Origin of the sequence: Pararhizobium polonicum (genome assembly GCF_001687365.1) — a bacterium.
GTDB classification, from domain to species: domain Bacteria; phylum Pseudomonadota; class Alphaproteobacteria; order Rhizobiales; family Rhizobiaceae; genus Pararhizobium; species Pararhizobium polonicum.
This window is the reverse complement of the sequence record NZ_LGLV01000012.1, coordinates 159,951-183,642: the sequence shown is the minus strand read 5'-3', so window position 1 is coordinate 183,642 and position 23,692 is coordinate 159,951. Positions and strand designations below refer to the sequence as shown.

Genomic DNA, 23,692 nt, shown 5'->3' with positions numbered 1-23,692 from the left:
AACGTCTGGCGGCAGGACACAGCAAAAGGGAGACCATCTTGGCGCGGCGCTATGCAATCTACGACGTTTTCACCGCCAACAGGCTGGAAGGAAACCCGCTTGCCGTTGTTTTCGACGGCGATGGCCTGAGCGATGCGGCGATGCAGGCGATTGCCGGCGAGTTCAACCTGTCGGAGACCGTTTTCGTGCAATCGCCGGGAAATCCGGCGCATGCGGCACGGTTGCGGATCTTCACGCCGGGGTATGAGTTGCCCTTTGCCGGGCATCCGACGGTGGGGGCCGCGGTTGCATTGGCCGAGGCCGCGCGGGGCACAGACGGCGAAGACTACGATCTTGTCCAGATGCTGGAGGAAAATGTCGGCCCGGTGCGCTGCGCCGTGCGCAAGAGGGCGGGATCGGCAACCTTCGCCGAATTCGACGTGCCGCGAAAATCGGTCCAGCTCGAGGCACGGTTCGACCGGCAGGCGCTTGCCGATGCGCTCAGCCTGAAGGCATCGCAGATCGGTTTCGAAAACCATGTGCCGTCCTTCTGGAGTGCCGGCGTCCCCTTCGTGATGATCCCCGTGCACGACGTCGGCGCGGCAGGCGCCGTGGAGTTTGATGTGGCGCAATGGGAGCAGATCACCCCGATCGCCGAGGGGCGGCTTGCCAGCGCCTATCTCTACTGCCGTGGCGGCGTCAATCACGTCGCCCGCTTTCATGCCCGCATGTTTGCACCGGCCATGGGCATCGGCGAAGACCCGGCGACGGGGTCCGCGGTTGCCGCCCTTTCCGGTGCCATCCACCATTTCGATCAGCTGATCGACGGGCATCATCCGTTCCTGATCGAGCAGGGCGTTGAGATGGGGCGTCCGTCGCTGCTGCACCTGCATATCGACGTTTCCGGCAGCGAAATCGCCACGGCCCGGATCGGCGGGCAGGCGGTGAAGATCGCGGCCGGTGAACTTTATCTTTGAAAAACAGCCTCTAAACGGCCCACACACATTTTTTCGAGAAATCTGAAAGAAAATCGCACAGAGAACTAGACAAGCCCGGCGAACGTCATTATACGCCGCATCACACCACAGCAATGTGGTTCTGGAGACCGCAAACGAAGCGGTTCTGGCGGGTGATTAGCTCAGTTGGTAGAGCAGCTGACTCTTAATCAGCGGGTCGTAGGTTCGAACCCTACATCACCCACCATTCTTTCCTAAAGTCATGAAATTGCGATTTGATTGACCTGCAATGCAGGTCATTTCTCTTTGCGCTGCCGAGCGGTCAACACGCACCACGCCACCTTCTTTTCTCCTTGATGGCTTGCTGTTCCAACGGGACTGATTAAAAGAAGCGGCAATCGGCCAGGGATGGTTTTCGCGCAGGCGGGAGCCACGGATCCTGGCCGGATGTCCGGCCAGTACGTTCCCGGTTAAGTGCCGACAAGGAGCCCGAAAGACCATGCGCGATCTCGTCGCCCGTTTCTTTGCCTATTACCGGCCGCACCGGCGCCTGTTTCTGCTGGATTTTTCGTGCGCGGTGGCATCCGGCCTGCTGGAGCTTGGTTTTCCGATCGCGGTGAAGCTGTTCATCGACGTGCTTTTGCCGACCGGGCAGTGGGGCTATGTCGCGGCGGCGTCCGCCGGGCTGATGGTGATCTATGTCATCAATGGCGGGCTGATGGCGATCGTTACCTATTGGGGCCATATGCTCGGTATCAATATCGAGACCGAGATGCGGCGCAAAGCCTTCGATCACCTGCAGAAACTCTCCTTCGGCTATTTTGACAACCAGAAGACCGGCCATCTCGTCGCCCGGCTGACAAAGGACCTGGAGGAAATCGGCGAGGTTGCCCATCATGGCCCGGAAGATGTGTTCATCGCCATCATGACGCTGATCGGCGCCTTCCTGTTGATGGCCTCGGTCAATCCGAAGCTGGCATTGATCACGGCCCTTGTGCTGCCGCTCACCGCCTGGCTGACGACCCGCTACGGTGGCCGGATGACGCGCAACTGGCAGGCGCTCTACAATCGAATCGGCGATTTCAACGCCCGGATCGAGGAGAATGTCGGCGGGATCCGCGTCGTGCAGGCCTTTGCCAATGAGGACCACGAGCGCGGGCTGTTCGAAAAGGACAACCAGCGCTACCGCCGAACCAAGCTCGACGCCTACAAGATCATGGCGGTGTCGACGACACTCAGCTACCTCTCCATGCGGTTCGTCCAGATGGTGGTGCTCGTCGCCGGCAGCTACTTCGTGCTGCAGGGGGAACTCACGGCCGGCGGTTTCGTCGGTTTCCTGCTCCTGGTGGGCGTGTTCTTCCGTCCGGTCGACAAGATCAACTCGGTGATCGAGAGCTATCCCAAGGGCATTGCCGGCTTCCGCCGCTATATCGATTTTCTCGACACCCGTTCGGATATTGCCGACAGGCCGGGTGCGCGCGACGTGGCCACGCTGAAGGGCGATATCCGCTACCGCAACGCGCGCTTCGGATACAAGCAGTCGAAGGCGATCCTGAACGACCTGAGCATCGATATCCGGGCCGGCGAGACGGTTGCTTTTGTCGGGCCGTCGGGGGCCGGCAAAACGACGATCTGCGCCCTGCTGCCGCGGTTCTACGAGGTGACGGGCGGTTCCATCACCATCGACGATATCGATATTCGCGACATGAGCCTGCGGTCGCTGCGAAACCATATCGGCATCGTCAGCCAGGATGTCTTCCTGTTTGCCGGCTCCTTGCGGGAAAACATCGCTTACGGCCGGCTCGACGCCAGCGAAGACGAAATTATCGAGGCGGCCCGCAAGGCGCGTCTCGAAGGCGTCATCGCCGATTTGCCGCAGGGGCTCGACACGGTTGTCGGCGAGCGTGGCGTGAAGCTTTCAGGCGGGCAGAAGCAGCGGCTGGCGATTGCCCGCATCTTTCTGAAGAACCCGCCGATCCTGATCCTCGACGAGGCGACATCGGCGCTCGATACCGAAACCGAGCGGGCGATCCAGCAATCCCTGACAGAATTGTCGAAAGGCCGCACGACGCTGGTGATTGCCCACCGGCTGGCGACGATTACCCAGGCCGACCGTATTCTCGTGGTCAACGAGGGAAGGATCGTCGAGGATGGCAACCATTTTGAACTGCTGAAACAGAATGGCCTCTACAGCCGCCTCAGCCAGCTGCAGGCGGGGTAGGGGACTGCTCCAAGGAACATTGGCTGCCACCGGGCGTTTGGCATTCACTGTTCAAGAAGGAGAAAGAACATGCGGTGGATTTCAAAACCCCTACTGGTGAGTGCGATGCTCCTGACGGGAGCCGGGTTCGCGCATGCCGGCATGATGGCGACAACGGCGACGGACCTGACAATTTATTCCGGCCCGGGGGCGGACTATCCATCTATCGGGGTTGCCACCCGTGGCAGCGCCGCAGCGCTTGACGGCTGCCTTGATGGAGACAGCTGGTGCCGTATCGACGTCAACGGCCTGCGCGGCTGGGTCTACGCCCGGGAACTGACGGTCGACTATAACGGTGCGCCCGTCGTCGTTCAGGAGCGCCGCATGGATCTTGGCGTACCGGTGGTCAGCTACGAGCGGACCGGCAGCGTGGCTGGTCCTGCCGATCCGGCACCCGGCGATGAGCTGCTCGGCACGGTCGATGGTAGCGGCGCGATCGAGCCGCCGCCGGAAGTCTTGACCTATATCGACCGCACGCCGATGGATGCGGTTCCGTATGACGGCGAGGTGGTGGTCGGCGCGACATTGCCGGACGACGTGGTGATTTCCGAGGTGCCGGATTACCAGTACAGCTATGTGCGCATCAACGACCGGCCGATGCTGGTCGACCCGCAGAGCCGCCGGATCGTCTACGTCTACAAGTAGATTGAATAATGCACGGGGCCGCGCAAATGTGCGGCCCCGGCTGCGATGGATATATTTTCAGCGGTGGTTTTCGAAGGCGGGCCCCAGCGCAGGGCGTCTCGCAGGTTCGGGGCGGGTATTCTTGGCCCCATCGCCGGCGCACAGGGTTTGGTACCCGAAGGGCTCATGCGCCGATTGCAAAGTCCTGATGCAATGCGGCCTCGCATGCTCTGGTCAAAACAACAGGATCCCTTTCCCCACCTTGATAGAGCCTGACGATGGCGGCCGCACAAATCTGCATGTCCGCGTCCGATCGCGTCGTCTGATGCGCTTCGCAAAACCGGTCGAAAATGAGCCGCAGCGCATCGATATCCTCGGCGCAAAGGGCATCTACCCGGGGGTTGAAATAAGCCATTATGCTTCCTCCTCTCGAGGATAGGACTGGATGTCCTTATGCCGTCCGTGTCCTCGGCAGGAGAGTGCCCGAGGCGTGATCGACGATGGCTGCAGTTTAGCGCGATTTGGAAACGGCGCTATTCACTAAGACATGATGCGCTCACTAAGATGCACCGTCCGGCGCCCGGAAAAGTTTTTCCGTCAGGCAACCTTTTGCGCTTTCATGCCTTCTTCCCAGACAAGGAAAATTATCATGACTGCGTTCTATTTCAAGGTAATCGACAATGACGGCACAATTCCGGCCGATGATGCCTTTGAGTTTCCGGATTTGATCGCAGCCATCCGTCAGGCCAAGATCGTGCTGGCCGAGATGGCGCTTGACGGATTGCCGCAAGCCCCTGTCGAAGCGCTGGAAATCGAGGTGCAGAACGCCGACCACAGGCCGGTTGTCAGAATGAAACTGGAGCTGAAGATCCAATGGTCTACGGCTTGACCGGCGCCAGTCCCGTGCTTCGTGCCGCGATCGCCTCGACCGCTTCCAGAAGGGCGGGAACGACCAGCCGGGCCCCTGTATCGGACAGGTGATTGTCGTCGAAATAAAACACCCTTTCGGCATTCAGGCTGTTGACGCAGCGATCCTTGACGAAGCTGTTGCAGAAGAAATCGGCCGGCCGGACACGGAAGAGATTGGGATGGCTGATCGTGTCGAAGGCAGCGATCACCGCCTGGTTTCGTTGCTGGTAGCGTTGATAGCTGGTGCTGAATTCGAGGTTCGTGATGCCGGACATGGCGTTTTTGGCCACATATTCCGGCACGTTCCATCCGGCTTCCGGGATGGGATAGACGAGCACCACGTTGTGGCCGCTATCGAGATATTTTTGAATATCGGCGACATATTGCTTCAGCACGCGGGCCTTGCGTGCCGGATCGTTCTGGCTTGCCTCTTCGTCGATGCGGTCGAACAGATCGATATAGGTGGGTTTCAGGTGCTCGACGCCGCCCTCGCCATTGTCGAAGGGTGAACCATCGACGTAGAGGCTCCAGCGGTTGGCCATGATCAGCGTCTGCGTGCCGCTCGTGCGGATGTAATCCTCTATCCCGGTGAAGAAGGGATTGCAGCGCAGCTTGTATTTGGGATTGGAGACATAGAACCCGGAAAAGCCGACGCAGGCCGAATGCGCCATGACGTAGAGATCGATATTGTTGGCATCGAAGCTGCGCAGCGCCTCGCCGGCAAGGGCTGCGGCGTGCGAATCGCCGATCAGGATCGTCTTGCTGCCGGTCGAATGTTTGGTCAGGCAGTCGCGAACGGGATGCGGCAGGGATGTTTCGCCCTTGTCGAACAGGCAGGTGTCCATGACGGGGTCGCGATTTTCCTGTTCGGCAAGAGCAGCCCGGGCGTCTGGCGGCAGACGGAACTGCAGGCCGTTGTCCGAAGCACCATAGAAGCCGATGCTGATGAACAGCGCTGCCACGACGGCGCTGCTGCCCAGGATCCGGGCGGGAGTGGGCAGAAGGTGGGCGGTGCTGCCCTTGCGAAACGGCGTCTCGATGAACCGCCAGGACAGATAGGCAAGGCCAAGGCAGGCGACGGCCAGAAGGCTCATGAGGATCATCGAGGGGTCGGTGAGGCTGCGGATGCGCGCGAAGGCAAAGACCGGCTGGTGCCAGAGATAGAGGCTGTAGCTGACGAGGCCGATGCCGACCATCGGCCGCGTCGACAAAAGCTGCGCCGTCACCGTTCCTTCGGATGCGAACAGGATGATCAGCACGGCGCCAAGCACCGGAACGAGGGCATACAGGGATGGAAAGGGCGTGGCATCGTCATAGGCGAAGATGGAGAAGACGATGACGGCGAGCCCGGCCAGAGACAGGATATTGCTTTTATACCGGCGCTCGCCGGTAAGCAGGAAAGCGCAGAGCGAGCCTGCCAGCAGTTCCCAGGCGCGCGTGTTCGGCAGGTAGAAATTGGCCGTGGCGAAATTGACCGAGCCGTATTGCGCCAGCAGCAGGCTTGCCAGAGCGACGGCGGCGACGGCTGCGATCAGTATCCGCCGTCCGAACCGCCACAGCAGCATCATGAAGAGCGGAAACAGCATGTAGTACTGTTCCTCGACCGCCAGGCTCCAGGTGTGCAGCAGCGGCTGCTGTTCGGAGGCCGCGGCAAAGTAGCCGCCGCTCTCATGCCAGAACAGGAAATTGGAGCCGAACAGGCAGACGGCAATGATGCTGCGGGCGAAACTGGCCATCTGCCCAGGCAGCATCCAGGCCCAGGCAAAGGGCAGGCAGCACAGGAGGACGAAGAACAGCACGGGAAGGATGCGGCGGGCACGGCGCTCGTAGAATTTGAGCAGCGAGAAATTGTCCTTGTCGCGCTCGGCGATGATGATCGAGGTGATCAGGTATCCGCTGATGACGAAGAAGATATCGACGCCGATAAAGCCGCCGCTGAACAGCTGGAAGCCGGCGTGGAACAGCACCACCGGAATCACGGCCACGGATCGGAGCCCGTCGATTTCGCGTCTATACTTCATGGCGGGTCCTGCTGATGTCCAAGGAGGCTGGCGGCACCGGCAGGATGCGACGGCTTATCGCTGCGGATCAAGCCTGTATCTGGGAAAAGAATGAAGAACCAAGAGCATATGCTTCCGGTGAGGCGGTTAAACCTCGTCCGTCACCGAATCGGTGACGGCATCCAGTGTAAACCACCGAAATCGGCGTGTAGCCAGTGCTAACGTGCCAACCGGGGAGAGCGCTCCCCAGTTGTCTTGTCTCTTTCGGATTGCGGTTTTCTAGTCCCGGAACAATTTCCACCGAGTCGGCCTGAAGGCGATGCGGGAATGGTCGGAGGTGACTTTTTCCGGCGGAAGTTCGATCTCGACCTTGGCGTGGGTTGCACCGATGTCGAGTTCGACATGACGCGTGCCCGCGACGCGGCGGGTCACGGTGACGACGCCGGCAATGCATCCGCCGCAACCGTCGAGCAGCTCGACATCGTGCGGGCGGAAATAGAGCTGCGCGTGGCCGTCCGGTTCACCCTGCGCGCTGATCCCGATCAGGCGATCCTCAAGCCAGAGCTGGCCGTTTTCCACGCGCACCGGGAGGATGTTCGACTGGCCGATGAAGCCGAAGACGAAGGGCGAATTCGGCGTGTCGTAGATTTCGTCCGGCGTGCCGATCTGTTCGATCTTGCCTTTGCTCATGACGACGACGCGGTCGGCGAGTTCCAGCGCCTCGTCCTGGTCGTGGGTCACGAAGACGGTGGTGTGGCCGGTGCGGTCGTGGATTTCGCGCAGCCAGCGCCGCAGTTCCTTGCGCACCTGCGCATCGAGCGCGCCGAAGGGCTCGTCGAGAAGCAGGACGTTGGGTTCCACCGCCATGGCGCGCGCCAGTGCCACACGCTGGCGCTGGCCGCCGGAAAGCTGGGCCGGATAGCGTTTCTCAAGGCCGCTCAGCTGGACGAGATCGAGCAGTTCGAGCGCGCGCTTGCGGATATCGGCCTTGGACGGGCGGCGGCCGGCGGGCCGGATCGTCAGGCCGAAGGAGACGTTGTCGAGCACGGTCATGTGACGGAACAGGGCGTAGTGCTGAAACACGAAACCGATATTGCGCTGCTGCACTGTCTTGCGCGACGCGTCTTCGTTGCCGAAGTAGACGGTGCCGTCGGTCGGGCTTTCGAGGCCGGCGATCAGGCGCAGCAGTGTCGTCTTGCCGGAGCCGGAAGGACCGAGAAGGGCAATCAGCTCACCCGAACGGATATCGAGCGTCACGTCGTTGAGTGCCGGGAAACGGCTGAATTCCTTGCGTATGTTTTGAACGCGAACTTCCATGTAAACTTGACCTTTCAGTGCCTGCGGCTGGCGGCGATCTGTTCGCTGTACTTCATTTCAAGCAGCGACTTCAGAACGAGGGTGACGAGCGCCAGCAGGGCGAGAAGCGTTGCGACCGCGAAGGCGGCAACGAAATTATATTCGTTGTAAAGGATTTCCACCTGCAGCGGCATGGTGTTGGTCAGGCCGCGAATATGGCCCGAAACCACCGAGACCGCGCCGAACTCGCCCATGGCGCGGGCGTTGCAGAGCAGCACACCGTAGAGCAGGCCCCATTTGATATTGGGCAGCGTCACATGCCAGAAGGTCTGCCAGCCGCTGGCACCCAGCGACAGGGCTGCCTCCTCGTCGCTGGTGCCCTGTTCCTGCATCAGCGGGATCAGTTCGCGGGCGACGAAGGGGAAGGTGACGAAGACCGTTGCCAGAACGATACCCGGCACGGCAAACAGGATCTGGATGCCATGGCTCTGCAGCCAGGGACCGGCCAGGCTGTGAGAGCCGAACAAAAGGATGAAAACCAGGCCGGAAATGACCGGCGAAACCGAGAAGGGCAGATCGATCAGCGTGGTCAGAAACGCCTTGCCCTTGAACTCGAACTTGGCAATCGCCCAGGCGGCCGCAACACCGAAGACCAGGTTGAGCGGAACGGCAATCGCCGCGACGATCAGCGTCAGCCGGATGGCGGAAAAGGTTTCCGGATCGGACAGGACGGTGAAAAACTCGCCGGGACCGTTGCGCATGGCTTCGGTGAACACCGCAGCCAGGGGCAGAACCAGGAAAAGAGCGACGAAACAGAGCGCAAGCCCGATCAGGCAGTAGCGTGCCAGCCGGCTCTCGGATGTGGCGACCCGGACCAGTTCGGTGTTTCCAGTGCCGGCATGTGAAGCTGTGCCATCATGCGCCATAGCCGTACCTCTTTCTGCTCCATGCCTGAATCATGTTGATGATCAACAGCATGGCAAAGGAAATGACAAGCATGATCGCGGCTATGGCGGTTGCTGCCGGATAATTGAATTCCTCGAGCCGGATGACGATCAGCAAGGGCGCGATTTCCGACACGTAGGGAAGGTTGCCGGCAATGAAGATGACGGAGCCGTATTCTCCGACGCCGCGGGCAAAGGCCAATGCGAAGCCAGTCAGAACCGCAGGAGCCAAGCCCGGCAGCAGGACTCGGCTGATCGTCTGGAAGCGGTTCGCACCCAGCGTTGCCGCGGCTTCCTCCACTTCCTTGTCGATCTCTTCCATGATCGGCTGTACGGTCCGGACAACGAAAGGCAGGCCGACGAAGACCAGCGCGAAAACGATACCGATCGGCGTGAAGGCGACTTTGATGCCGAGCGGCGTCAGCAGGCTGCCGATCCAGCCGTTCGGTGCGTAGAGCGTCGTCAGCGCGATACCGGCGACTGCGGTCGGCAGCGCGAAGGGCAGGTCGACCATCGCGTCGATGATGCGCTTTCCCGGAAATCGGTAACGCACGAGCACCCAGGCGAGAATGACGCCGAAAACGACGTTCACAAGGGCTGCGACGAAGGCCGTGCCGAAACTGATGCGCAGGGCGTTGACCGTGCGCTGATCGGTGGCGAGCGTCCAGAAGGTAGACCAGCCCAGGGCGCTGGAGCGCCAGGCAAGGCCGGAGAGAGGGATGAGAATGATAAGGACGAGCCATGACAAAGTAACGCCGAGCGCCAGTCCGAATCCCGGAATGACGCTCGGCTGTCTGAATTGCCACAGCGAAGCTGTGCGTTCGGTCATAAAGTCTTATTGCCCCGGCTTGTAGATCTGGTCAAACAGCCCACCATCCCCAAAATATTTTGGCTGAGCTTCCTTCCATCCGCCGAATTCGTCAATAGTGACGAGCTTCACATCGGCAAAACGCTTGATGTCTTCCGGATCGGCGACTTCAGGCTTGAAGGGGCGATAGTAGTGTTTCGCCGCGATCTTCTGGCCGACATCCGAGTACAGATACTGCAGATAGGCTTCGGCCACCTTGCGCGTGCCCTTGGCGTCGACATTGCCATCCACCAGAGCAACCGGCGGTTCCGCCTTGATCGAGATCGACGGGGTGATGATGTCGAAATTGTCCGGGCCGAGTTCTTCAAGCGAGAGATAGGCTTCGTTTTCCCAGGCCAGCAGAACGTCGCCGAGGCCACGCTGCACGAAGGTCGTCGTCGAGCCGCGCGCACCGGTGTCGAGGACCGGAACATGCTTGAAGAGTTGGGTGACGTATTCCTGCGCCTTGGCGTCGTCACCGCCATTGGCGTCTCGGGCCCATGCCCATGCCGCCAGGAAATTCCAGCGCGCACCGCCCGAGGTCTTCGGGTTCGGCGTGATCACCTGGATGTCGTCCTTGACCAGATCGCCCCAGTCCTTGATGCCCTTGGGATTGCCCTTGCGCACCAGGAACACGATGGTCGAGGTGTAAGGAGCGCTGTTGTTGTCGAATTTCGTCTTCCAGTCCGCCGGGATCTTGCCGGTTTCCTTGGCGATCGCGTCGATATCGGCCTCCAGCGCGAGTGTGACGACATCGGCTTCCAGCCCGTCGATAACAGCCCGCGCCTGCTTGCCGGATCCCCCATGCGATGCCTGGATCGTCACCGTCTCGCCCGTATCCGCCTTCCACTTTTCAGCGAAGGCCGCGTTGAAATCCTTGTAGAGTTCACGGGTCGGATCGTAGGAGACATTGAGGATTGTCGTATCGGCAAATGCGAAACCCAGTCCGCCGATCTGGATGCTCGAGGCAAGAAGTGCCACCGTAAAAAGTCTCGTGAGTTGTTTCGCTCGCATGTCTACCTCCGTTGTTAGCAGGCATACTCTATTCACTAGGTGGAATATTATAACGCAGAACTTTCCCTTTCCCGGATCAGCCGGAGAAAGTCCTGCCCTTGGCAGGGGCAATGCTGAAATCATTTGCCACGCTACAGCACCAAGGGGTCGCCCTGCCGCAAACAAAGCCTACCATAGGCTGCCGTTCGGCGGAATGTCAGTTTCCCGGAAAACCGATGAATCCGCGCCGGCGGGCGACAAGCTTGAGCGACCGATCGGGCATGACCATGTAGGTTTCCTCGATTCGCTCCCCGTAAGGCCCGTAAAAATTGTTGTGCAGGGTGCTGCCGATCGGTGCTTTCCTGAGCTTGGTCCGGGGCTGGCCATTGTAGGTGATGCTGCCGGGAATAGGCTCGAGACCGCTATAGGATGGGGTTTCCACGCAGGATGTCAGGAAAAGGGCGGCAAAGGCCGCAACGATCATCGTCTTCATCGTCGAACTCCTTATCGGGCCTTGGGGGGCGGGGCCTTGTGGCTCCTTCTTTCTTCGACATAGCGTTTTGGCGGATATTATCCAGTCGAAACCGCTGCGGCAGGCGTCTTGCGCCGGGCTTGCATCACCGCGGCGGCCGGTCTTGTGAATATCAGCGAATCAGCAAGAATGACCATGGGAGGTTTCACAAGGACTTGAATGTCATGAAACGGAAACGCCTTGCCTCCCTCTTCCTCCTTGCCATGGCGCATACGGGTTTTGCCGCAACCCCGGACGTGCGCGAGGATGTCATGGAAAAGATCGCCGATGTCGTGGCCTTTGCCCGTGTGTGCCCGGCGCTGCAGATGGACACGGTTCTGGTGACCACAATTGCCAAGAGCCAGAAAATCGGAAAATCCAACCGCGACTATGACCTGATCGATGCCATGGCCAATGCGCGGGAAGGCGCCATTCGCCGGGGTAACGCAGAAATTGCGTGCGAGACCGGCCGGCGGCAGTACGGACCGGATGGCGATGCCTTGCCGGGTCTGTTGCGCGAGCGGTAGAAAATCCGGGTGATCGCGGCTAGAGTTGCCTCCGTATCGGTTGGCGGTTCGGACGTGGGCATGGAAACCGCGTTGGCGCTTCCTATGTTGATATCAGGGCAATAGGAGCGATGCCGCGCCGTTCTGGCGTTTGTACGGGCATGGAGGCGACTGACTATGGCGGATACTGCCGGTATATGTACACCGGAGGAGATTCTGTCCTTCTGGTTTGACGAGTTGCACCCGCAGGACTGGTTCACACCGCCGCCGGGGCTCGACAGCCAGTGCGACCGCCGTTTTCGGCTGACGCATCTGGCGGTTGCACGCGAGATTACGCCGGAGTGGCGGGCAACGCCGCAGAACCGTCTTGCCGCCATCATCCTGCTCGACCAGATGCCGCGCAACATGTATCGCGGTACACCGCTCGCCTTTGCCACCGATGGTCTTGCCCTGCGTGAGGCCGGGCTTGCGCTTGACGCCGGCGCCGAGGCCGGGCTTTCGCCGGAGCAGCGCGTCTTCCTTTATCTGCCGTTCGAACATGCGGAAAACCTCGCCGATCAGGAACGCTCGGTAAGGCTTTTTACCGCGCTTGGCGACGCCGGCTACCTCGATTTTGCCACACGTCACTGCGAGATCATCCAGCAGTTCGGCCGGTTTCCGCATCGCAACGCGATTCTGGGCCGGGTTTCCACGGCAGCGGAGATCTCTTTTCTGTCTCAACCCGGCTCGGGATTTTGACGCCGCCGCATGGCTGACGGACCGCAAGAGACCGGAAATCGGATTTTGCATCCGGCGGTGCTCCGGCCTATGGAACGCTCTGCCGTTTGCGCCGTGCGTCGATTCTGTTCGCAGCACCGGCCGCCGGGAAAAGGATATGTGATTGCCGATGATGTCGAAATTCGTTGCCGCCCTTCTGTCTTTGTGGATGTTTGCCGCTTCCGTGCCCGTCATGGCACAGCAGCCGGCTGCCAGTGCCGATCCGCAGAAGGTCGAAGAGGTGGCGAGCCCGCCGGTGCAGGCCGCGACGCCAGCCGTGGCGGTGGCAAGCCCGCAGGCACAGGCTGCCGAACAACTGGAAGCGGCGCGTAAAAACCTTGCGCGTCTGGCGGATCTGGTGACGAAGGCGGCGGATGACGACAATCGTCTTTCCGAACTGAAGGTCGAGGTCGATGCCGCCGCCAAGCAGATCATCGCCATCTCGGTTGCCACCCGGCCGCGCCTGGACGAAATCAAGGCACGTCTGACTGAGCTGGGAGACCCGCCGGCGGAGGGCGCACCGCCGGAAGCCGATGTCGTTACCCAGGAGCGCAAGCGTCTTCTGGCCGAACGGGGAGAGATCAACGCCGTAACGGGAACGGCCGAGGATCTGTCGATTCAGGCAACCAAGCTGTCCAACGGCATCACCGCCACGCGGCGTGCGCTGTTCAGCAACACGCTGCTCAAACACACCGATGTCAACCGGACGATGGTGCTGGATGCGATCGCGGCCCTGAGCCTGGAACAACAGGCGTTCACGCGCACCATCGGCAGCTGGCTGACCTTTGCGTGGAACTTCAAGCGGCTGCAATTGCTGTCGGCGCTGTTTCTCTCTCTTTGCGCCGCGCTCGTCCTGCTTATCGGGACACGCAGGATCTTCTTTCCGCTGATCCACCGTGAAAACCTGAGCGAGGAGCCGGGCTATATCACCCGCCTCTCGGTGGCGTTCTGGTCTACAATGATCCCGACGACGGCGATGGCCGTCTTTGCGACCACCAGCTACTTTTTCCTTCAGACCTTCAACGTCCTGCGGCCCGATATTGCGCCGATCGTCTCGATCACGCTGGCCATCTTCGTTGCGCTGCTGTTTGTTTCGACGCTGTCGAATGCCGTTTTTGCGCCAAAACAAAGCGCCTGGCGGCTGGTGCGCGTTTCCGATCACGGCGCGCGCCTGCTGGTGCTGGCGATCTTCGCCATGACCCTCGTCAACAGCCTCGATTACCTCGCCGGCACGATCAGCGAAGTCATGGGCTCACCGGTCGTCTTCACCGTCGTCAAAAGCCTGATCGCCTCGATCATCATCGGCCTGATCCTGATGGTCATGTCGCTGATCAAGCCGATCGTACCGGCCGGAGATACGCTGGACGGTCAGGGCAAACCCTGGCCACGGGCGGTTTCGCTGCTGTTCGTTCTCACCGGTGCGGCGCTGATCATCGCGACGCTCTCGGGCTATGTCGGCCTGGCCCGCTTCATTGCCACGCAGATCGTCATGACCGGCGCCATTCTGGTGACGATGTATATCGGCATCCTCACCGGCAAGGCGGTCGCCAAGCAGAATGCGCTCGCCGACACCGTTGTCGGCCGTTATCTGGAACGGCGCTTCGGACTGGGGCAGGTGGCGCTGGACCAGGCTGGCCTGGCGGCCGGCCTTGGCATCTATGCGCTGGTGATCCTGTTCTTCATTCCGCTGATCCTGCTGCAATGGGGCTTCCAGATCGCCGATATCGAGGCCTGGGCCTACCGGATCTTCACCGAAATCAAAATCGGCAGCATCACCATCTCCCTTGTCGGGATTTTCGCGGGGGTCCTGCTGTTTGCGGCCGGCTATGTGGTCACGCGCTGGTTCCAGCGCTGGCTGGATGGCAGCGTCATGGCCCGCAGCCGTATCGATACGGGTGTGCGCAACTCGGTGAAGACCGGGGTCGGCTATCTCGGCATGGGCCTTGCCGGTCTGATCGGGATTTCTGCGGCCGGTCTTGATCTTTCGAGCCTGGCGCTCGTTGCCGGTGCGCTTTCCCTCGGCGTCGGTTTCGGCCTGCAGAACATCGTCTCCAATTTCGTCTCCGGGCTCATTCTTCTGGTCGAGCGGCCGTTCAAGGTCGGAGACTGGGTGGTGACGGGGACGACGGAAGGCTTCGTCAAGCGCATCTCCGTTCGCGCAACCGAGATCGAGACATTCCAGCGCCAGACGATTCTGGTGCCGAACTCGCTGTTCATCAACGCTTCGGTCGGCAACTGGACCCATCGCAACAAGCTTGGCCGCTCGGATATCCCGGTGACCGTCAGCTATGACAGTGCGCCGCGCCAGGTGATGGACACACTGCTGCAGATTGCCGCCGCGCATCCGCTGGTTCTGAAAAATCCGGAACCGCAGGCCGTCTTCAGTGCTTTCGGCGAAGCGACCATGACCTTCGAACTGCGGGTTTATCTCGCCGATATCGTCAACGGCAACGGCGTGCGCAACGACCTTCGGCTGGCGATCTACGAGCGCTTCAAGGACGAGGGGCTTGGCGCTCCGTTTCCCATGGAAGCTTTGGAGCCGGAGACGCCGCCGCCCGGACCCGAGACGGATGCCCTCGCGCTGGAGGCCGAAGCGGCTGGGCCTGCGGACGTACCGTCAGCGGAGGAAACGCTCAAGCGCAGCGGCACGCAACGTCGGCCCCGCAGGATCAGCGTCGAGACGGTGGGCGACAAGGAATGACGGTTCGGCAAACCGGCGACTGAAGGTCAGCCGTGTCAATCCGTGGATGGCGCGGCTCTGGTCGTGCAGCATGATGATAATGTCGTAGACAGGCTCTACTCTTGTCGGCGCAATCTCTAAATTCGCCTCCAATATTCAATCAGGGTCGCACGCAATGGCAGAATTTCCTCAACAGGCGAAGGTCGTAATTATCGGGCTGGGCGGTATCGTCGGCGCATCCATCGCTCATCACCTGATCGAGCGCGGATGGGACGATATCGTCGGCATCGACAAGTCCGGAATCCCGACCGACATCGGCTCGACGGCGCACGCCTCCGACTTCTGCTACACCACCAGCCATGACTATCTGTCGGTCTGGACGACGCAGTATTCGATCGATTTCTTCGAGAAGATGGGCCACTACGCCCGCATCGGCGGTCTGGAAGTGGCGCGCACCGGCGACGACACCTGGATGGAAGAGATCAAGCGCAAGCTTTCTTCGGCCAAGGCGTTCGGCACCCGCGCCCATTATGTCTCGCCGGCTGAAATCAAGGAAAAATTCCCGCTGATCGAGGAAGATCAGGTGATGGGCGGCATGTTCGATCCCGACGCCGGGCTCGTCATTCCGCGCTCGCAGACCGTTGCCGGCAAGCTGGTCGATGCGGGCGAAAAGTCCGGCAAGCTGACCGCGTTTGCCAATACACCAGCCAAGTCGCTGATCGTCGAGGGTGGCCGCATCAAGGGCGTCGTCACCCATCGCGGCACGATCATGGCCGATCACGTCATCGTCTGCGCCGGCCTCTGGGGCCGTCTGATTGCCGAAATGGTGGGTGAAGACCTGCCCGTCATGCCGGTCGACCATCCGCTGACCTTCTTCGGTCCGTATAACGAATTCGAAGGCACCGGCAAGGATATCGGCTATCCGCTTTTGCGCGATCAGGGCAACTCGGCTTACATGCGCGACACCGGCGATCCGAAGACCAGCGAGGGCGGCCAGATCGAGTGGGGCTATTACGAAACCACCAATCCGCGCATGTGCCATCCGCGCGAGCTTCTCGAAAAACACGAGGCGCGTCTGTCACCCTCGCAGCGCGACCTCGATATGGAGCAGATTATCGAGCCGCTCGAGCGCGCCATGGAGCTTACCCCGATCCTCGGTGAACTCGGCTATAACGAAAGCCACTCCTTCAACGGCCTGCTGCAGGTCTCCGCGGCCGGCGGCCCGTCCTGTGGCGAGAGCCAGAAGGTGCGTGGCCTCTGGTACTGCGTCGCCATCTGGGTCAAGGACGGTCCGGGCTATGGCAAGCTGATCGCCGACTGGCTGACCGACGGCCGTACCGAGATCGATCATGCCAGCATCGATTATGCGCGCTTCTATCCACACCAGCTGACCGAAGAATTCATCGGAAACCGCTGCTTCGAGGCCGCACAGAAGATCTATTTCCCGGCCGTGCACACGCGCGAGCCCTATGCCTCGAGCCGCAATGTCAAACGCTCGCCCTTCTATGCGCGCGAAGTCGAACTCGGCGGTCATTTCATGGAGCTCGGCGGCTGGGAGCGTGCCCACGGCTACGCTGCCAACGAACACCTCCTGGAAAAATACGCAGCGCAGGTTCCGGTGCGGGAGAACGAATGGGACAACCGCCATTTCTGGCGCGTCTCCAATGCCGAGCACCTGGCGATGAGCGAGGATTGCGGCATCGTCAATCTCTCTCATTTCCACATGGTGGACATCGAGGGACCCGATCATGTCGAACTGCTGGAGTGGCTGTGCGCGGCCAAGATCGGCGGCGACGGCAATATCGGCAAGGGCATCTACACCCACTTCCTCGACGACGAGGGCATGGTGCGTGCCGACTTTACCGTCATCCGCATGGCGGACCGTTGCCGGCTGATCAACGGTGCCGATGCCGGCCCGCGTGACTTCCACTACATGAAGCGTGTCGCGGAGGATCGTGGTCTCGACGTCACCATCACCGACGTGTCGGAGAAGTTCATCACCATCGGCATCTGGGGGCCGAATGCCCGCGATACGCTGAAGACGGTGGTTGCCGATCCGGCCGGACTGGATGCGGAGAACTTTGCCTTCGCCGCGATCAAGCAGATCGAGATCGGCGGCAAGCCGGTCACCGCCTTCCGCATCTCCTATGTCGGTGAGCAGGGCTGGGAACTGCATATGAAATACGAGGACGGCCTTGCCGTCTGGGATGCGCTGCGCTCGACCGGCGTCATGGCCTTCGGCGTCGAAACCTACGCCAATTCGCGCCGCATGGAAAAGAGCCTGCGCCTGCAGAATGCCGATCTCCTAACCCAGTACAACCTGATCGAAGCCGATCTGGCGCGGCCGAAGGTCAAGGAAGCCGACTTCCGCGGCAAGGCCAAGCATCTGGAGTACAAGGCCCGCGAACACCAGCCGGCCATGCTCTGCACGCTCGTCATGACGGATAACATCGATAGTAAGGGTGTTGCCCGTTACCCGGTCGGCACGTTGCCGGTGATGGACCCGGAAACCGGCGAGGTGCTGATCGACAGCCTCGGCCGCCGCTCCTACACCACCTCCATCGCCTTCGGCCCGACCATCGGCAAGAACATCGCGCTTGCCTATCTGCCCTGGTCCCACGCGCAGGAAGGCCGCAAGCTGACGGTCGAATATTTCGGCGAGGCCTACCCCGTCGAAGTTGCTGGCGTCGGTTACAAGCCACTCTACGATCCGCAGAACCTGAAGCCGCGGACCTGATCTTCCAGCTGGCCGGATAGGCCAGCTGTCAACAACCTTGGCGCGCTTGTCCGAAACCCGGGCCGGCGCGCTTTTTCGTGGTGCCGGTCGGTGGAAGGTAACGTCAGGGAAGTCATAAACTTCCGGTGCGTCAGGTCCACAGATCATTCAGCCTCTATTCAGCGGCCCCGTAATATTTATCATGCAATTCTTCCGGCGTGGGTTAGTCTGATGCGGGGTGAAGAGGCGTCTTGTCTTGTCCGGGTATATCGCCCGGAACCGCGAGGGGCCAAAAGGGGCGGCGCAGGTGCGCTGATGGGCAATGAAAACATTCGCAAGTGCATGTGTTCTGGCTGTCGCGGTTGCCCTTCCGGCATGGTCCGCCACCGTGACCAACAGGGACGGCGAAGCCGCCGTGCTTGTCGTCGTCGAAGGTGAGAGCCGCATGGAGGTGGCGATCAGTGCCGGCGGCACGGAATCGATCTGCCCCAGCGGCTGTTTCATCACGACGCCGAGCGGCGACCGTATCGGTCTGCAGGGCGATGAAACCATCGAGATCGTCAAGGGTTCGGCCGTCGTCAAGTAAAGCGCGGCGTTTGTGCGAGACACGGCGGATTCGGTGATGGACATGCCGCAGTTCCGGCGCGCGCTACTTCGTATCCGGTCCGGATTTCAGTCCTCTCTTTCCGGTTGAAGGCGGTTGCGTATTTCAGAAAGCAATTAACGACTGCGAAAACCTTTCTGCGTAGCTTGGCCCCGGGGACAATCTTTTCAGATGGGCGATCAATGTCATTTTTCGGCGTGTCCGGAATGTACTATTCCGGTGAATCCTTGCAGCAGCATCGTATTGTGCTTGCCGAGGATTCCAATCTCTTCTCCGCCATGGTCTCCAAGAGGCTCAAGGAACTTCTCGATATCGACGTGATCGTCTGCCGCGACTATGACGATCTGCAATTCTCGGTCGAGAATGCGTCCTTTCCGGCGACGCTTGCCATCTCCAACATCAATCTTCCCGGTGCCGAGAACGGCGAGGCGCTGTCCTATCTCATCGACATGAGCGTGCCGACGATCGTCTTTACCGGCACCTTCCAGGAAAGCACGCGCGAAACGATCCTGGCCAAGGATATCGTCGATTATGTCATCAAGGACAGCGTTTTCGCCGTCGACATGCTGGCCGAATCCGTCTGCCGCTTTCTCACCAACCACAAGCATCACGTGCTGATCGTCGATGACAGTCCGACGGCACGCGCGCTTTTGACGACACAGCTGAAACGCTACAATTTTCGCACCAGTTCGGCTGAAAGCGGGGCTGCTGCCCTTGAGTTGCTGAAGGCCAATCCTGACATCGGGCTGGTGATCACCGACTACAACATGCCGGATATCGACGGCTTCGAACTGACCCGCCGCATTCGCAGCGCCTATGGCCCGCATCAGTTGCGCATCATCGGCGTCTCGTCGTCAGCCAATCGGCTTTTGTCGGCACGCTTCCTGAAAGCCGGCGGCAACGACTTCATGCTGCGTCCCTTCGTCAATGAAGAGTTTTACTGCCGCGTGAACCAGAATCTCGACACGCTGACCAAAATCCAGACGTTGAGCGCAAAGGTTGCAAAAAAGGCATAGGGTTGTGGTTGTCCGTGCTAATTTAGATATCTATTCGGTTGAAAAATGTGACGATTTTGTGTTTCCGGCACCAATTCTAAATCATTCGACGTGATGATTTAACCAATTCGCAAGCGCAAGCCGGTTGAATGCACTGACGGGAACAACGGGGTCCCGCTCTGTTTCGATCAGGGTGGTTATCCGCATAATGACAGTATCTGAGAGCCAGCGTTCGGTACAGGAAACGCCTGCGGCTTACGACAGGATTGACGGAACGTGAGCTTTCGCAGAGCACCGGGGCGGGGAAATCAAATACAGAAGCATTCGGGCAAACGAATGCTTCTCGTTGAGGATTCCCGCATGTTCGCAACGGTCCTGAAACATGGTCTGGAGGCGGCGCACGGCCTCGATGTCACGCATTGCGCTTCGCTGGCAGCGCTTCGCAGCGTGGTCGAAGCCGGCGGCGACGAATTTGCCGTGGCGGTGCTTGACCTCAACCTGCCGGATGCGCCGAACTGCGAAGCGCTCGACTATGTGATCTCGCAGAACATTGCCGCCATCGTCTTCACCGGATCCTTCAACAACAGAACGCGCGAGGACATCCTGTCGCGCAACGTCGTCGATTGTGTCATCAAGAGCCAGCCGGATTCCATCAGCCATGTGATCTCGGTCGTCGACCGGGCGCTGACCAATGTCAGGACGAATGTGCTTCTGGTCGATTCCGACGAGACGTCGCGCGCGGCACTGCTTGGCCTTCTTCGCCAGCAGCAATTCCATGTCACTGCGGCCGGCGGCGGAGCGGAAGCGCTGCATCTGCTGGACGCCAGCGATTCGTTCGATCTGGTGATTACCGACGTCACTCTTGCCGATATGTCGGCCTACACGTTGCTTGCCGAAATCCGCCAGCGGCATGGGGAGGATGCATTGAGCGTGATTGCGCTCGCTGAAACCGCCGACCGCCAGCATGCGGCGCGGTTCCTGCAGAGCGGCGGCACGGAGTTTATCCAGAAGCCGTTTCTGGTGGAAGAATTCAACAGCCGGGTGTTTCAGGTCGCCAGCATCCAGAAGCGCATCCAGGCGCTGCACGGGATCGCCGCGCGTGACTATCTTACCGATATCTACAACAGGCGCTATTTCTTCCAGTACGGGCCGCGGCTGGTCGAGCAATGCCTGCGCCGGGGCGAAACGACGTCCATCGCCATCCTCGACATCGATCATTTCAAGCGGCTGAACGACACCTATGGCCACGAGGTCGGCGATCTCGTGCTGAAGGCGGTCGCGACACGCCTGCGCGTGCTGGTGGGAGATGAGCATTTGCTCGCCCGCCTGGGTGGCGAGGAGTTCGGCGTGCTCTTCAACGGGCTCGACGTTGCCGCCGCCAATGACTTCTGCGAAACCCTGCGGCTCGATCTCGCTCGGGCAAAGGTGACTGCCGACGACGAGCAGCTGTCGGTCACCGTATCGATCGGGCTTGCCACGATCGAAAGCCTCGAATCCTTCGAGAATTACCTCAACGCCGCCGACCAGTTTCTCTACATGGCGAAATATGACGGCCGCAACCGCATCGTCTCTGAACTGACCCTGCTCAAGTCCATGGCGTCGTAATAGAGGGAGCGGCGACAGGATCGTGTCGCCGCACTGCAATTGACCCGGATACTTTGAACTAGCGTGCAGCCTGCAGCGTCAGCTTGCGCTCGGCGCGTTCCTGCTGTGGCGAGCGGTTGTAGAGTTCGCGATAACACTTGGAGAAGTGCGAGGCGGAGACGAAGCCGCAGGCAACGGCGACCTCAACCACCGGCATGGCCGACTGCACAAGCAGGTGGCGGGCGCGGTCGAGCCGGATTTCCAGATAATAGCGGGCAGGGGAGCGGCCCATCTCCTGGCGGAACAGGCGCTCGATCTGGCGGCGCGACAGGCCGGCGCCATCGGCGATTTCCAGAAGCGACAGCGGTTCGGAGAGATTGCCCTCCATCAGCTCGATGATCGACAGCACCTTGGCGTTCTGCACGCCGAGGCGGGCGCGAAGCGGCAGGCGCTGGCGGTCATGCGGGCCGCGCACGCGGTCCGTCAGGGCCTGTTCGCAGACGCGGTTGACGAGATTCTCGCCGAAATCCTGGTCGATCAGGTTCAGCATCATGTCAAGCGAAGCCGTGCCGCCGGCGCAGGTGTAGATATTGCTGTCGATCTCGTAGAGATCGGCATAGACATCGACCTGCGGAAATGTTTCGGCGAAACCCGGCAGGTTTTCCCAGTGGATCGCACAGCGCTTGCCCGTCAGCAGGCCGGCCGCAGCCAGCACATGGGCGCCCGTACAGAGACTGCCGACCGAGACGCCGCGATTGTAGACTTCGCGCAGCCAGGCGTTGACGGACTTGTTGTTGAAGTCCTCGACATAGACGCCGGAACAGACCAGCACCATCGACGGACGGTTCTCACCACCGAGAAACTTGCGCTCGTCGGCCAGGGAAGTGTTGACCTCCAGTCCGATACCGCTCGACGACAGCACCTGCGTACCGTCCGTCGAGGACAGACGCCAGGTATAGGCCTCGTAGCCCAGCATGCGGTTGGCGATACGAAGCGTTTCGATGGCCGCGGAAAACGGCAGCAGGGAAAAGTTCGGCACGAGAAAGAAAACGAGAGATCGCTTTTTGCTGGTCAGTGGCTTGTTCATTGAAGGGGTCCCATGCGCCGCGGATGTCGCATTTTTCACGTGGAAAAGCGGCATCGAGCTTGCCTGAATGCGACATTGGCATGGACGCCAGCGACTGGAAAGAAATAAATATTAGCGACATCGGACGGTCTGCTGTCAAAAGCGGCAATATCGTCAGAAAGTGCCTATTGTTTTTGCTGCAAGCGACAAAAATGTCGCATTTTCGTCTTGCTTCCGCAGGCTGCGGCGTAGTTTTTTGACGTATATCCGGATGTAGGATTGGTCGTTTGCGACGCGCCGGACTTGCGCGGGAGGTGTCGGAAATAGACTATGCGATGTGGACGTGTTGCCCGCTGGATATTTCTTGGCCCTCAAAAGCAGAAAGGGCACTTCGCCAATCATGGCCGAAATGCCCTTTCTACACGCTCTTGACGGTTTTTCGACACGGCGAACCGTCACCGGCCGTTGCGGGCGCCGGATCGTTCATCGGGCCGATGTGTCATCATTGGCCATGTCGGCGGACGGGAAGCCGATATCCTTCAAGGTGTCGTAGGACAGGCCTTCCAGAGCCCGTTCGGCACGGTGACGCTGCCACGATGCAACAGCACGTGCCCGCAAGCCGACAAAAGCCGATGCAAAGGAGGAATGCCTTGGCTCGGCGGTGGTATGTTCTGAACTGAAGAATGCCATTTTCTGGTTCCTTTTGACTGGGAGGATTCAAAAGGTCGCGACCATGAGAGAGTAATGCCTCAAGGCGACTCATCATTCAAACGAATATAATTGATCTCTTGCATCAAATATCATGATGCTTCCCGGCGTTGAGATGGCCGTGTCACGCTTTGTCTGAAGCGTAGAAAAGCTGCGCTGTTTCAGCGGCTTTCCCTGGAATTTCTTTGCGGATTTTGCTGAATCTCGGTCTCGTCCGGTAGGTGCAATTCACCGGCCGATTGCGCTTCCATCGCTGCCTTGATCAGATCGAGCGTGTATTCGGGCGGAGTTCCCTTGGACATCTCGGTTTGAACTCGACGCATCCAAAGCTTGAGCTGAGCTTCGCTGAAGTTTGGATCGGATGTCATGTGTGGCTCTCTGATTTATAATACAATACAAATGTATTCTTGTTTTAGCACGGTGAATTTCTGTGGCAATACCCTAAAATTTCAAGGGTTTTGTTATCTTTCAACTGGTAACTTTCAATGGTTATTATCCGCAGTTGAAAATAGCAGGCAAAGCAGTCAACCATGAGGTGTCAATAAAGACGAGGGTGGAGGCCCCTATGAAACAACAGTCACATATCGTTGATCTTCTCAATGCCGCTAAACTCCTGGCGGACAAGCAAGGAAACGTTCTGTTGAGCTATATTATCAACATGGCGATGATAGAGGCATCGGCTGGGTCCGCAGATAAGAAAACAGAGAAAGACAATCGCAACACAAAGGCCGCATGATACTCTCGGCTGCCGATGGATA

At 59.9% G+C, this 23,692-nt stretch carries 23 protein-coding genes and 1 tRNA gene; 14 read left to right on the top strand and 10 right to left on the bottom strand.

The features are described from left to right. Positions 1–38 precede the first annotated feature (38 nt). The 4 genes from ADU59_RS19650 (at position 39) to ADU59_RS19635 (ending at position 3,840) form a co-directional block, all read left to right on the top strand. Complete coding sequence (locus ADU59_RS19650; RefSeq protein ID WP_068955842.1) at positions 39–956, top strand: PhzF family phenazine biosynthesis protein; 918 nt, start codon at positions 39–41, stop codon at positions 954–956. 150 nt (positions 957–1,106) lie between these two features. Then, positions 1,107–1,182: transfer RNA gene (locus tag ADU59_RS19645), tRNA-Lys, on the top strand. Between the two features lie 252 nt (positions 1,183–1,434). Continuing rightward, a complete protein-coding gene (locus ADU59_RS19640; RefSeq protein ID WP_068955841.1) occupies positions 1,435–3,156 on the top strand; it encodes an ABC transporter ATP-binding protein in 1,722 nt (573 codons plus the stop codon). A 69-nt stretch (positions 3,157–3,225) separates the two neighbouring features. Next, on the top strand, positions 3,226–3,840 hold the full coding sequence (locus tag ADU59_RS19635; protein ID WP_068955840.1) for a DUF1236 domain-containing protein: 615 nt from the start codon (positions 3,226–3,228) through the stop codon (positions 3,838–3,840). 163 nt (positions 3,841–4,003) lie between these two features. On the opposite strand, the gene ADU59_RS19630 is transcribed toward ADU59_RS19635, so the two are convergent. After that, complete coding sequence (locus ADU59_RS19630; RefSeq protein WP_068955839.1) at positions 4,004–4,234, bottom strand: hypothetical protein; 231 nt, start codon at positions 4,232–4,234, stop codon at positions 4,004–4,006. A 234-nt stretch (positions 4,235–4,468) separates the two neighbouring features. Between ADU59_RS19630 and ADU59_RS19625 the strand changes: the two genes are divergently transcribed. Continuing rightward, positions 4,469–4,708 (top strand): DUF6894 family protein, encoded by a 240-nt coding sequence (locus tag ADU59_RS19625; RefSeq protein ID WP_068955838.1) that lies wholly within the window; start codon positions 4,469–4,471, stop codon positions 4,706–4,708. Here the strand turns inward: ADU59_RS19625 and ADU59_RS19620 are convergent. From ADU59_RS19620 to ADU59_RS19595, 6 genes are all read right to left on the bottom strand, one after another. Continuing rightward, positions 4,698–6,749: an acyltransferase family protein gene (locus ADU59_RS19620; protein ID WP_068955837.1), complete on the bottom strand. Its 2,052-nt coding sequence runs from the start codon at positions 6,747–6,749 to the stop codon at positions 4,698–4,700. The genes ADU59_RS19625 and ADU59_RS19620 overlap by 11 nt on opposite strands. 258 nt (positions 6,750–7,007) lie before the next feature. Further along, the gene (locus ADU59_RS19615; protein ID WP_068955836.1) at positions 7,008–8,045 is read right to left on the bottom strand and encodes a sulfate/molybdate ABC transporter ATP-binding protein; all 1,038 of its coding nucleotides are present in this window, start codon (positions 8,043–8,045) and stop codon (positions 7,008–7,010) included. 14 nt (positions 8,046–8,059) lie between these two features. Beyond that, positions 8,060–8,950 carry a sulfate ABC transporter permease subunit CysW gene (gene cysW, locus ADU59_RS19610; RefSeq protein WP_068955835.1) on the bottom strand — a complete coding sequence of 297 codons (891 nt, stop codon included), beginning with the start codon at positions 8,948–8,950 and terminating at the stop codon, positions 8,060–8,062. Continuing rightward, positions 8,940–9,797 (bottom strand): sulfate ABC transporter permease subunit CysT, encoded by an 858-nt coding sequence (cysT, locus tag ADU59_RS19605; RefSeq protein WP_068955834.1) that lies wholly within the window; start codon positions 9,795–9,797, stop codon positions 8,940–8,942. The genes cysW and cysT overlap by 11 nt, the downstream gene beginning before the upstream one ends. Positions 9,798–9,803: 6 nt before the next feature. Then, a complete protein-coding gene (locus ADU59_RS19600) occupies positions 9,804–10,829 on the bottom strand; it encodes a sulfate ABC transporter substrate-binding protein (RefSeq protein WP_068955833.1) in 1,026 nt (341 codons plus the stop codon). A gap of 196 nt (positions 10,830–11,025) precedes the next feature. Next, positions 11,026–11,301, bottom strand: a complete 276-nt coding sequence (locus ADU59_RS19595; RefSeq protein WP_068955832.1) for a hypothetical protein — start codon at positions 11,299–11,301, stop codon at positions 11,026–11,028. A 203-nt stretch (positions 11,302–11,504) separates the two neighbouring features. On the opposite strand from ADU59_RS19595, the gene ADU59_RS19590 reads away from it, so the two are divergent. The 7 genes from ADU59_RS19590 (at position 11,505) to ADU59_RS19560 (ending at position 21,181) form a co-directional block, all read left to right on the top strand. Further along, the gene (locus tag ADU59_RS19590) at positions 11,505–11,846 is read left to right on the top strand and encodes a hypothetical protein (protein WP_139093196.1); all 342 of its coding nucleotides are present in this window, start codon (positions 11,505–11,507) and stop codon (positions 11,844–11,846) included. 156 nt (positions 11,847–12,002) lie between these two features. Next, positions 12,003–12,563 (top strand): DUF924 family protein, encoded by a 561-nt coding sequence (locus ADU59_RS19585; protein ID WP_068955830.1) that lies wholly within the window; start codon positions 12,003–12,005, stop codon positions 12,561–12,563. A 148-nt stretch (positions 12,564–12,711) separates the two neighbouring features. After that, a complete protein-coding gene (locus tag ADU59_RS19580; protein ID WP_068955829.1) occupies positions 12,712–15,282 on the top strand; it encodes a mechanosensitive ion channel family protein in 2,571 nt (856 codons plus the stop codon). Between the two features lie 154 nt (positions 15,283–15,436). After that, complete coding sequence (locus ADU59_RS19575) at positions 15,437–17,998, top strand: GcvT family protein (RefSeq protein ID WP_068955828.1); 2,562 nt, start codon at positions 15,437–15,439, stop codon at positions 17,996–17,998. Between the two features lie 301 nt (positions 17,999–18,299). Continuing rightward, positions 18,300–18,563 carry a hypothetical protein gene (locus tag ADU59_RS19570; protein ID WP_068955827.1) on the top strand — a complete coding sequence of 88 codons (264 nt, stop codon included), beginning with the start codon at positions 18,300–18,302 and terminating at the stop codon, positions 18,561–18,563. Between the two features lie 200 nt (positions 18,564–18,763). Continuing rightward, positions 18,764–19,597, top strand: coding sequence for a response regulator (locus ADU59_RS19565; protein ID WP_068955826.1), 834 nt, complete (start codon positions 18,764–18,766; stop codon positions 19,595–19,597). A gap of 339 nt (positions 19,598–19,936) precedes the next feature. Continuing rightward, complete coding sequence (locus ADU59_RS19560) at positions 19,937–21,181, top strand: GGDEF domain-containing response regulator (protein ID WP_083198350.1); 1,245 nt, start codon at positions 19,937–19,939, stop codon at positions 21,179–21,181. Positions 21,182–21,239: 58 nt separating this feature from the next. On the opposite strand, the gene ADU59_RS19555 is transcribed toward ADU59_RS19560, so the two are convergent. Continuing rightward, entirely contained in the window at positions 21,240–22,247 is a 1,008-nt protein-coding gene (locus ADU59_RS19555; RefSeq protein ID WP_068955824.1) for a GlxA family transcriptional regulator, read from the bottom strand. An 80-nt stretch (positions 22,248–22,327) separates the two neighbouring features. Between ADU59_RS19555 and ADU59_RS30695 the strand changes: the two genes are divergently transcribed. Beyond that, positions 22,328–22,486, top strand: coding sequence for a hypothetical protein (locus tag ADU59_RS30695; protein WP_158515740.1), 159 nt, complete (start codon positions 22,328–22,330; stop codon positions 22,484–22,486). Between the two features lie 223 nt (positions 22,487–22,709). On the opposite strand, the gene ADU59_RS19550 is transcribed toward ADU59_RS30695, so the two are convergent. Beyond that, positions 22,710–22,916, bottom strand: a complete 207-nt coding sequence (locus tag ADU59_RS19550) for a hypothetical protein (RefSeq protein ID WP_068955823.1) — start codon at positions 22,914–22,916, stop codon at positions 22,710–22,712. 179 nt (positions 22,917–23,095) lie between these two features. Next, on the bottom strand, positions 23,096–23,302 hold the full coding sequence (locus ADU59_RS19545; RefSeq protein ID WP_068955822.1) for a hypothetical protein: 207 nt from the start codon (positions 23,300–23,302) through the stop codon (positions 23,096–23,098). 197 nt (positions 23,303–23,499) lie between these two features. On the opposite strand from ADU59_RS19545, the gene ADU59_RS30690 reads away from it, so the two are divergent. Continuing rightward, positions 23,500–23,670, top strand: a complete 171-nt coding sequence (locus ADU59_RS30690; protein ID WP_158515739.1) for a hypothetical protein — start codon at positions 23,500–23,502, stop codon at positions 23,668–23,670. Positions 23,671–23,692: the final 22 nt, after the last annotated feature.

Excerpts from the sequence above, each read along its gene's own strand:
- ADU59_RS19640 (WP_068955841.1), top strand. The coding sequence starts at position 1,435 with ATGCGCGATCTCGTCGCCCGTTTCTTTGCCTATTACCGGCCGCACCGG.
- ADU59_RS19635 (WP_068955840.1), top strand. The coding sequence starts at position 3,226 with ATGCGGTGGATTTCAAAACCCCTACTGGTGAGTGCGATGCTCCTGACG.
- ADU59_RS19630 (WP_068955839.1), bottom strand. The coding sequence starts at position 4,234 with ATGGCTTATTTCAACCCCCGGGTAGATGCCCTTTGCGCCGAGGATATC.
- ADU59_RS19625 (WP_068955838.1), top strand. The coding sequence starts at position 4,469 with ATGACTGCGTTCTATTTCAAGGTAATCGACAATGACGGCACAATTCCG.
- ADU59_RS19620 (WP_068955837.1), bottom strand. The coding sequence starts at position 6,749 with ATGAAGTATAGACGCGAAATCGACGGGCTCCGATCCGTGGCCGTGATT.
- ADU59_RS19615 (WP_068955836.1), bottom strand. The coding sequence starts at position 8,045 with ATGGAAGTTCGCGTTCAAAACATACGCAAGGAATTCAGCCGTTTCCCG.
- cysW (WP_068955835.1), bottom strand. The coding sequence starts at position 8,950 with ATGGCGCATGATGGCACAGCTTCACATGCCGGCACTGGAAACACCGAA.
- cysT (WP_068955834.1), bottom strand. The coding sequence starts at position 9,797 with ATGACCGAACGCACAGCTTCGCTGTGGCAATTCAGACAGCCGAGCGTC.
- ADU59_RS19600 (WP_068955833.1), bottom strand. The coding sequence starts at position 10,829 with ATGCGAGCGAAACAACTCACGAGACTTTTTACGGTGGCACTTCTTGCC.
- ADU59_RS19595 (WP_068955832.1), bottom strand. The coding sequence starts at position 11,301 with ATGAAGACGATGATCGTTGCGGCCTTTGCCGCCCTTTTCCTGACATCC.
- ADU59_RS19590 (WP_139093196.1), top strand. The coding sequence starts at position 11,505 with ATGAAACGGAAACGCCTTGCCTCCCTCTTCCTCCTTGCCATGGCGCAT.
- ADU59_RS19585 (WP_068955830.1), top strand. The coding sequence starts at position 12,003 with ATGGCGGATACTGCCGGTATATGTACACCGGAGGAGATTCTGTCCTTC.
- ADU59_RS19580 (WP_068955829.1), top strand. The coding sequence starts at position 12,712 with ATGATGTCGAAATTCGTTGCCGCCCTTCTGTCTTTGTGGATGTTTGCC.
- ADU59_RS19575 (WP_068955828.1), top strand. The coding sequence starts at position 15,437 with ATGGCAGAATTTCCTCAACAGGCGAAGGTCGTAATTATCGGGCTGGGC.
- ADU59_RS19570 (WP_068955827.1), top strand. The coding sequence starts at position 18,300 with ATGAAAACATTCGCAAGTGCATGTGTTCTGGCTGTCGCGGTTGCCCTT.
- ADU59_RS19565 (WP_068955826.1), top strand. The coding sequence starts at position 18,764 with ATGTCATTTTTCGGCGTGTCCGGAATGTACTATTCCGGTGAATCCTTG.
- ADU59_RS19560 (WP_083198350.1), top strand. The coding sequence starts at position 19,937 with ATGTTCGCAACGGTCCTGAAACATGGTCTGGAGGCGGCGCACGGCCTC.
- ADU59_RS19555 (WP_068955824.1), bottom strand. The coding sequence starts at position 22,247 with ATGAACAAGCCACTGACCAGCAAAAAGCGATCTCTCGTTTTCTTTCTC.
- ADU59_RS30695 (WP_158515740.1), top strand. The coding sequence starts at position 22,328 with ATGGACGCCAGCGACTGGAAAGAAATAAATATTAGCGACATCGGACGG.
- ADU59_RS19550 (WP_068955823.1), bottom strand. The coding sequence starts at position 22,916 with ATGGCATTCTTCAGTTCAGAACATACCACCGCCGAGCCAAGGCATTCC.
- ADU59_RS19545 (WP_068955822.1), bottom strand. The coding sequence starts at position 23,302 with ATGACATCCGATCCAAACTTCAGCGAAGCTCAGCTCAAGCTTTGGATG.
- ADU59_RS30690 (WP_158515739.1), top strand. The coding sequence starts at position 23,500 with ATGAAACAACAGTCACATATCGTTGATCTTCTCAATGCCGCTAAACTC.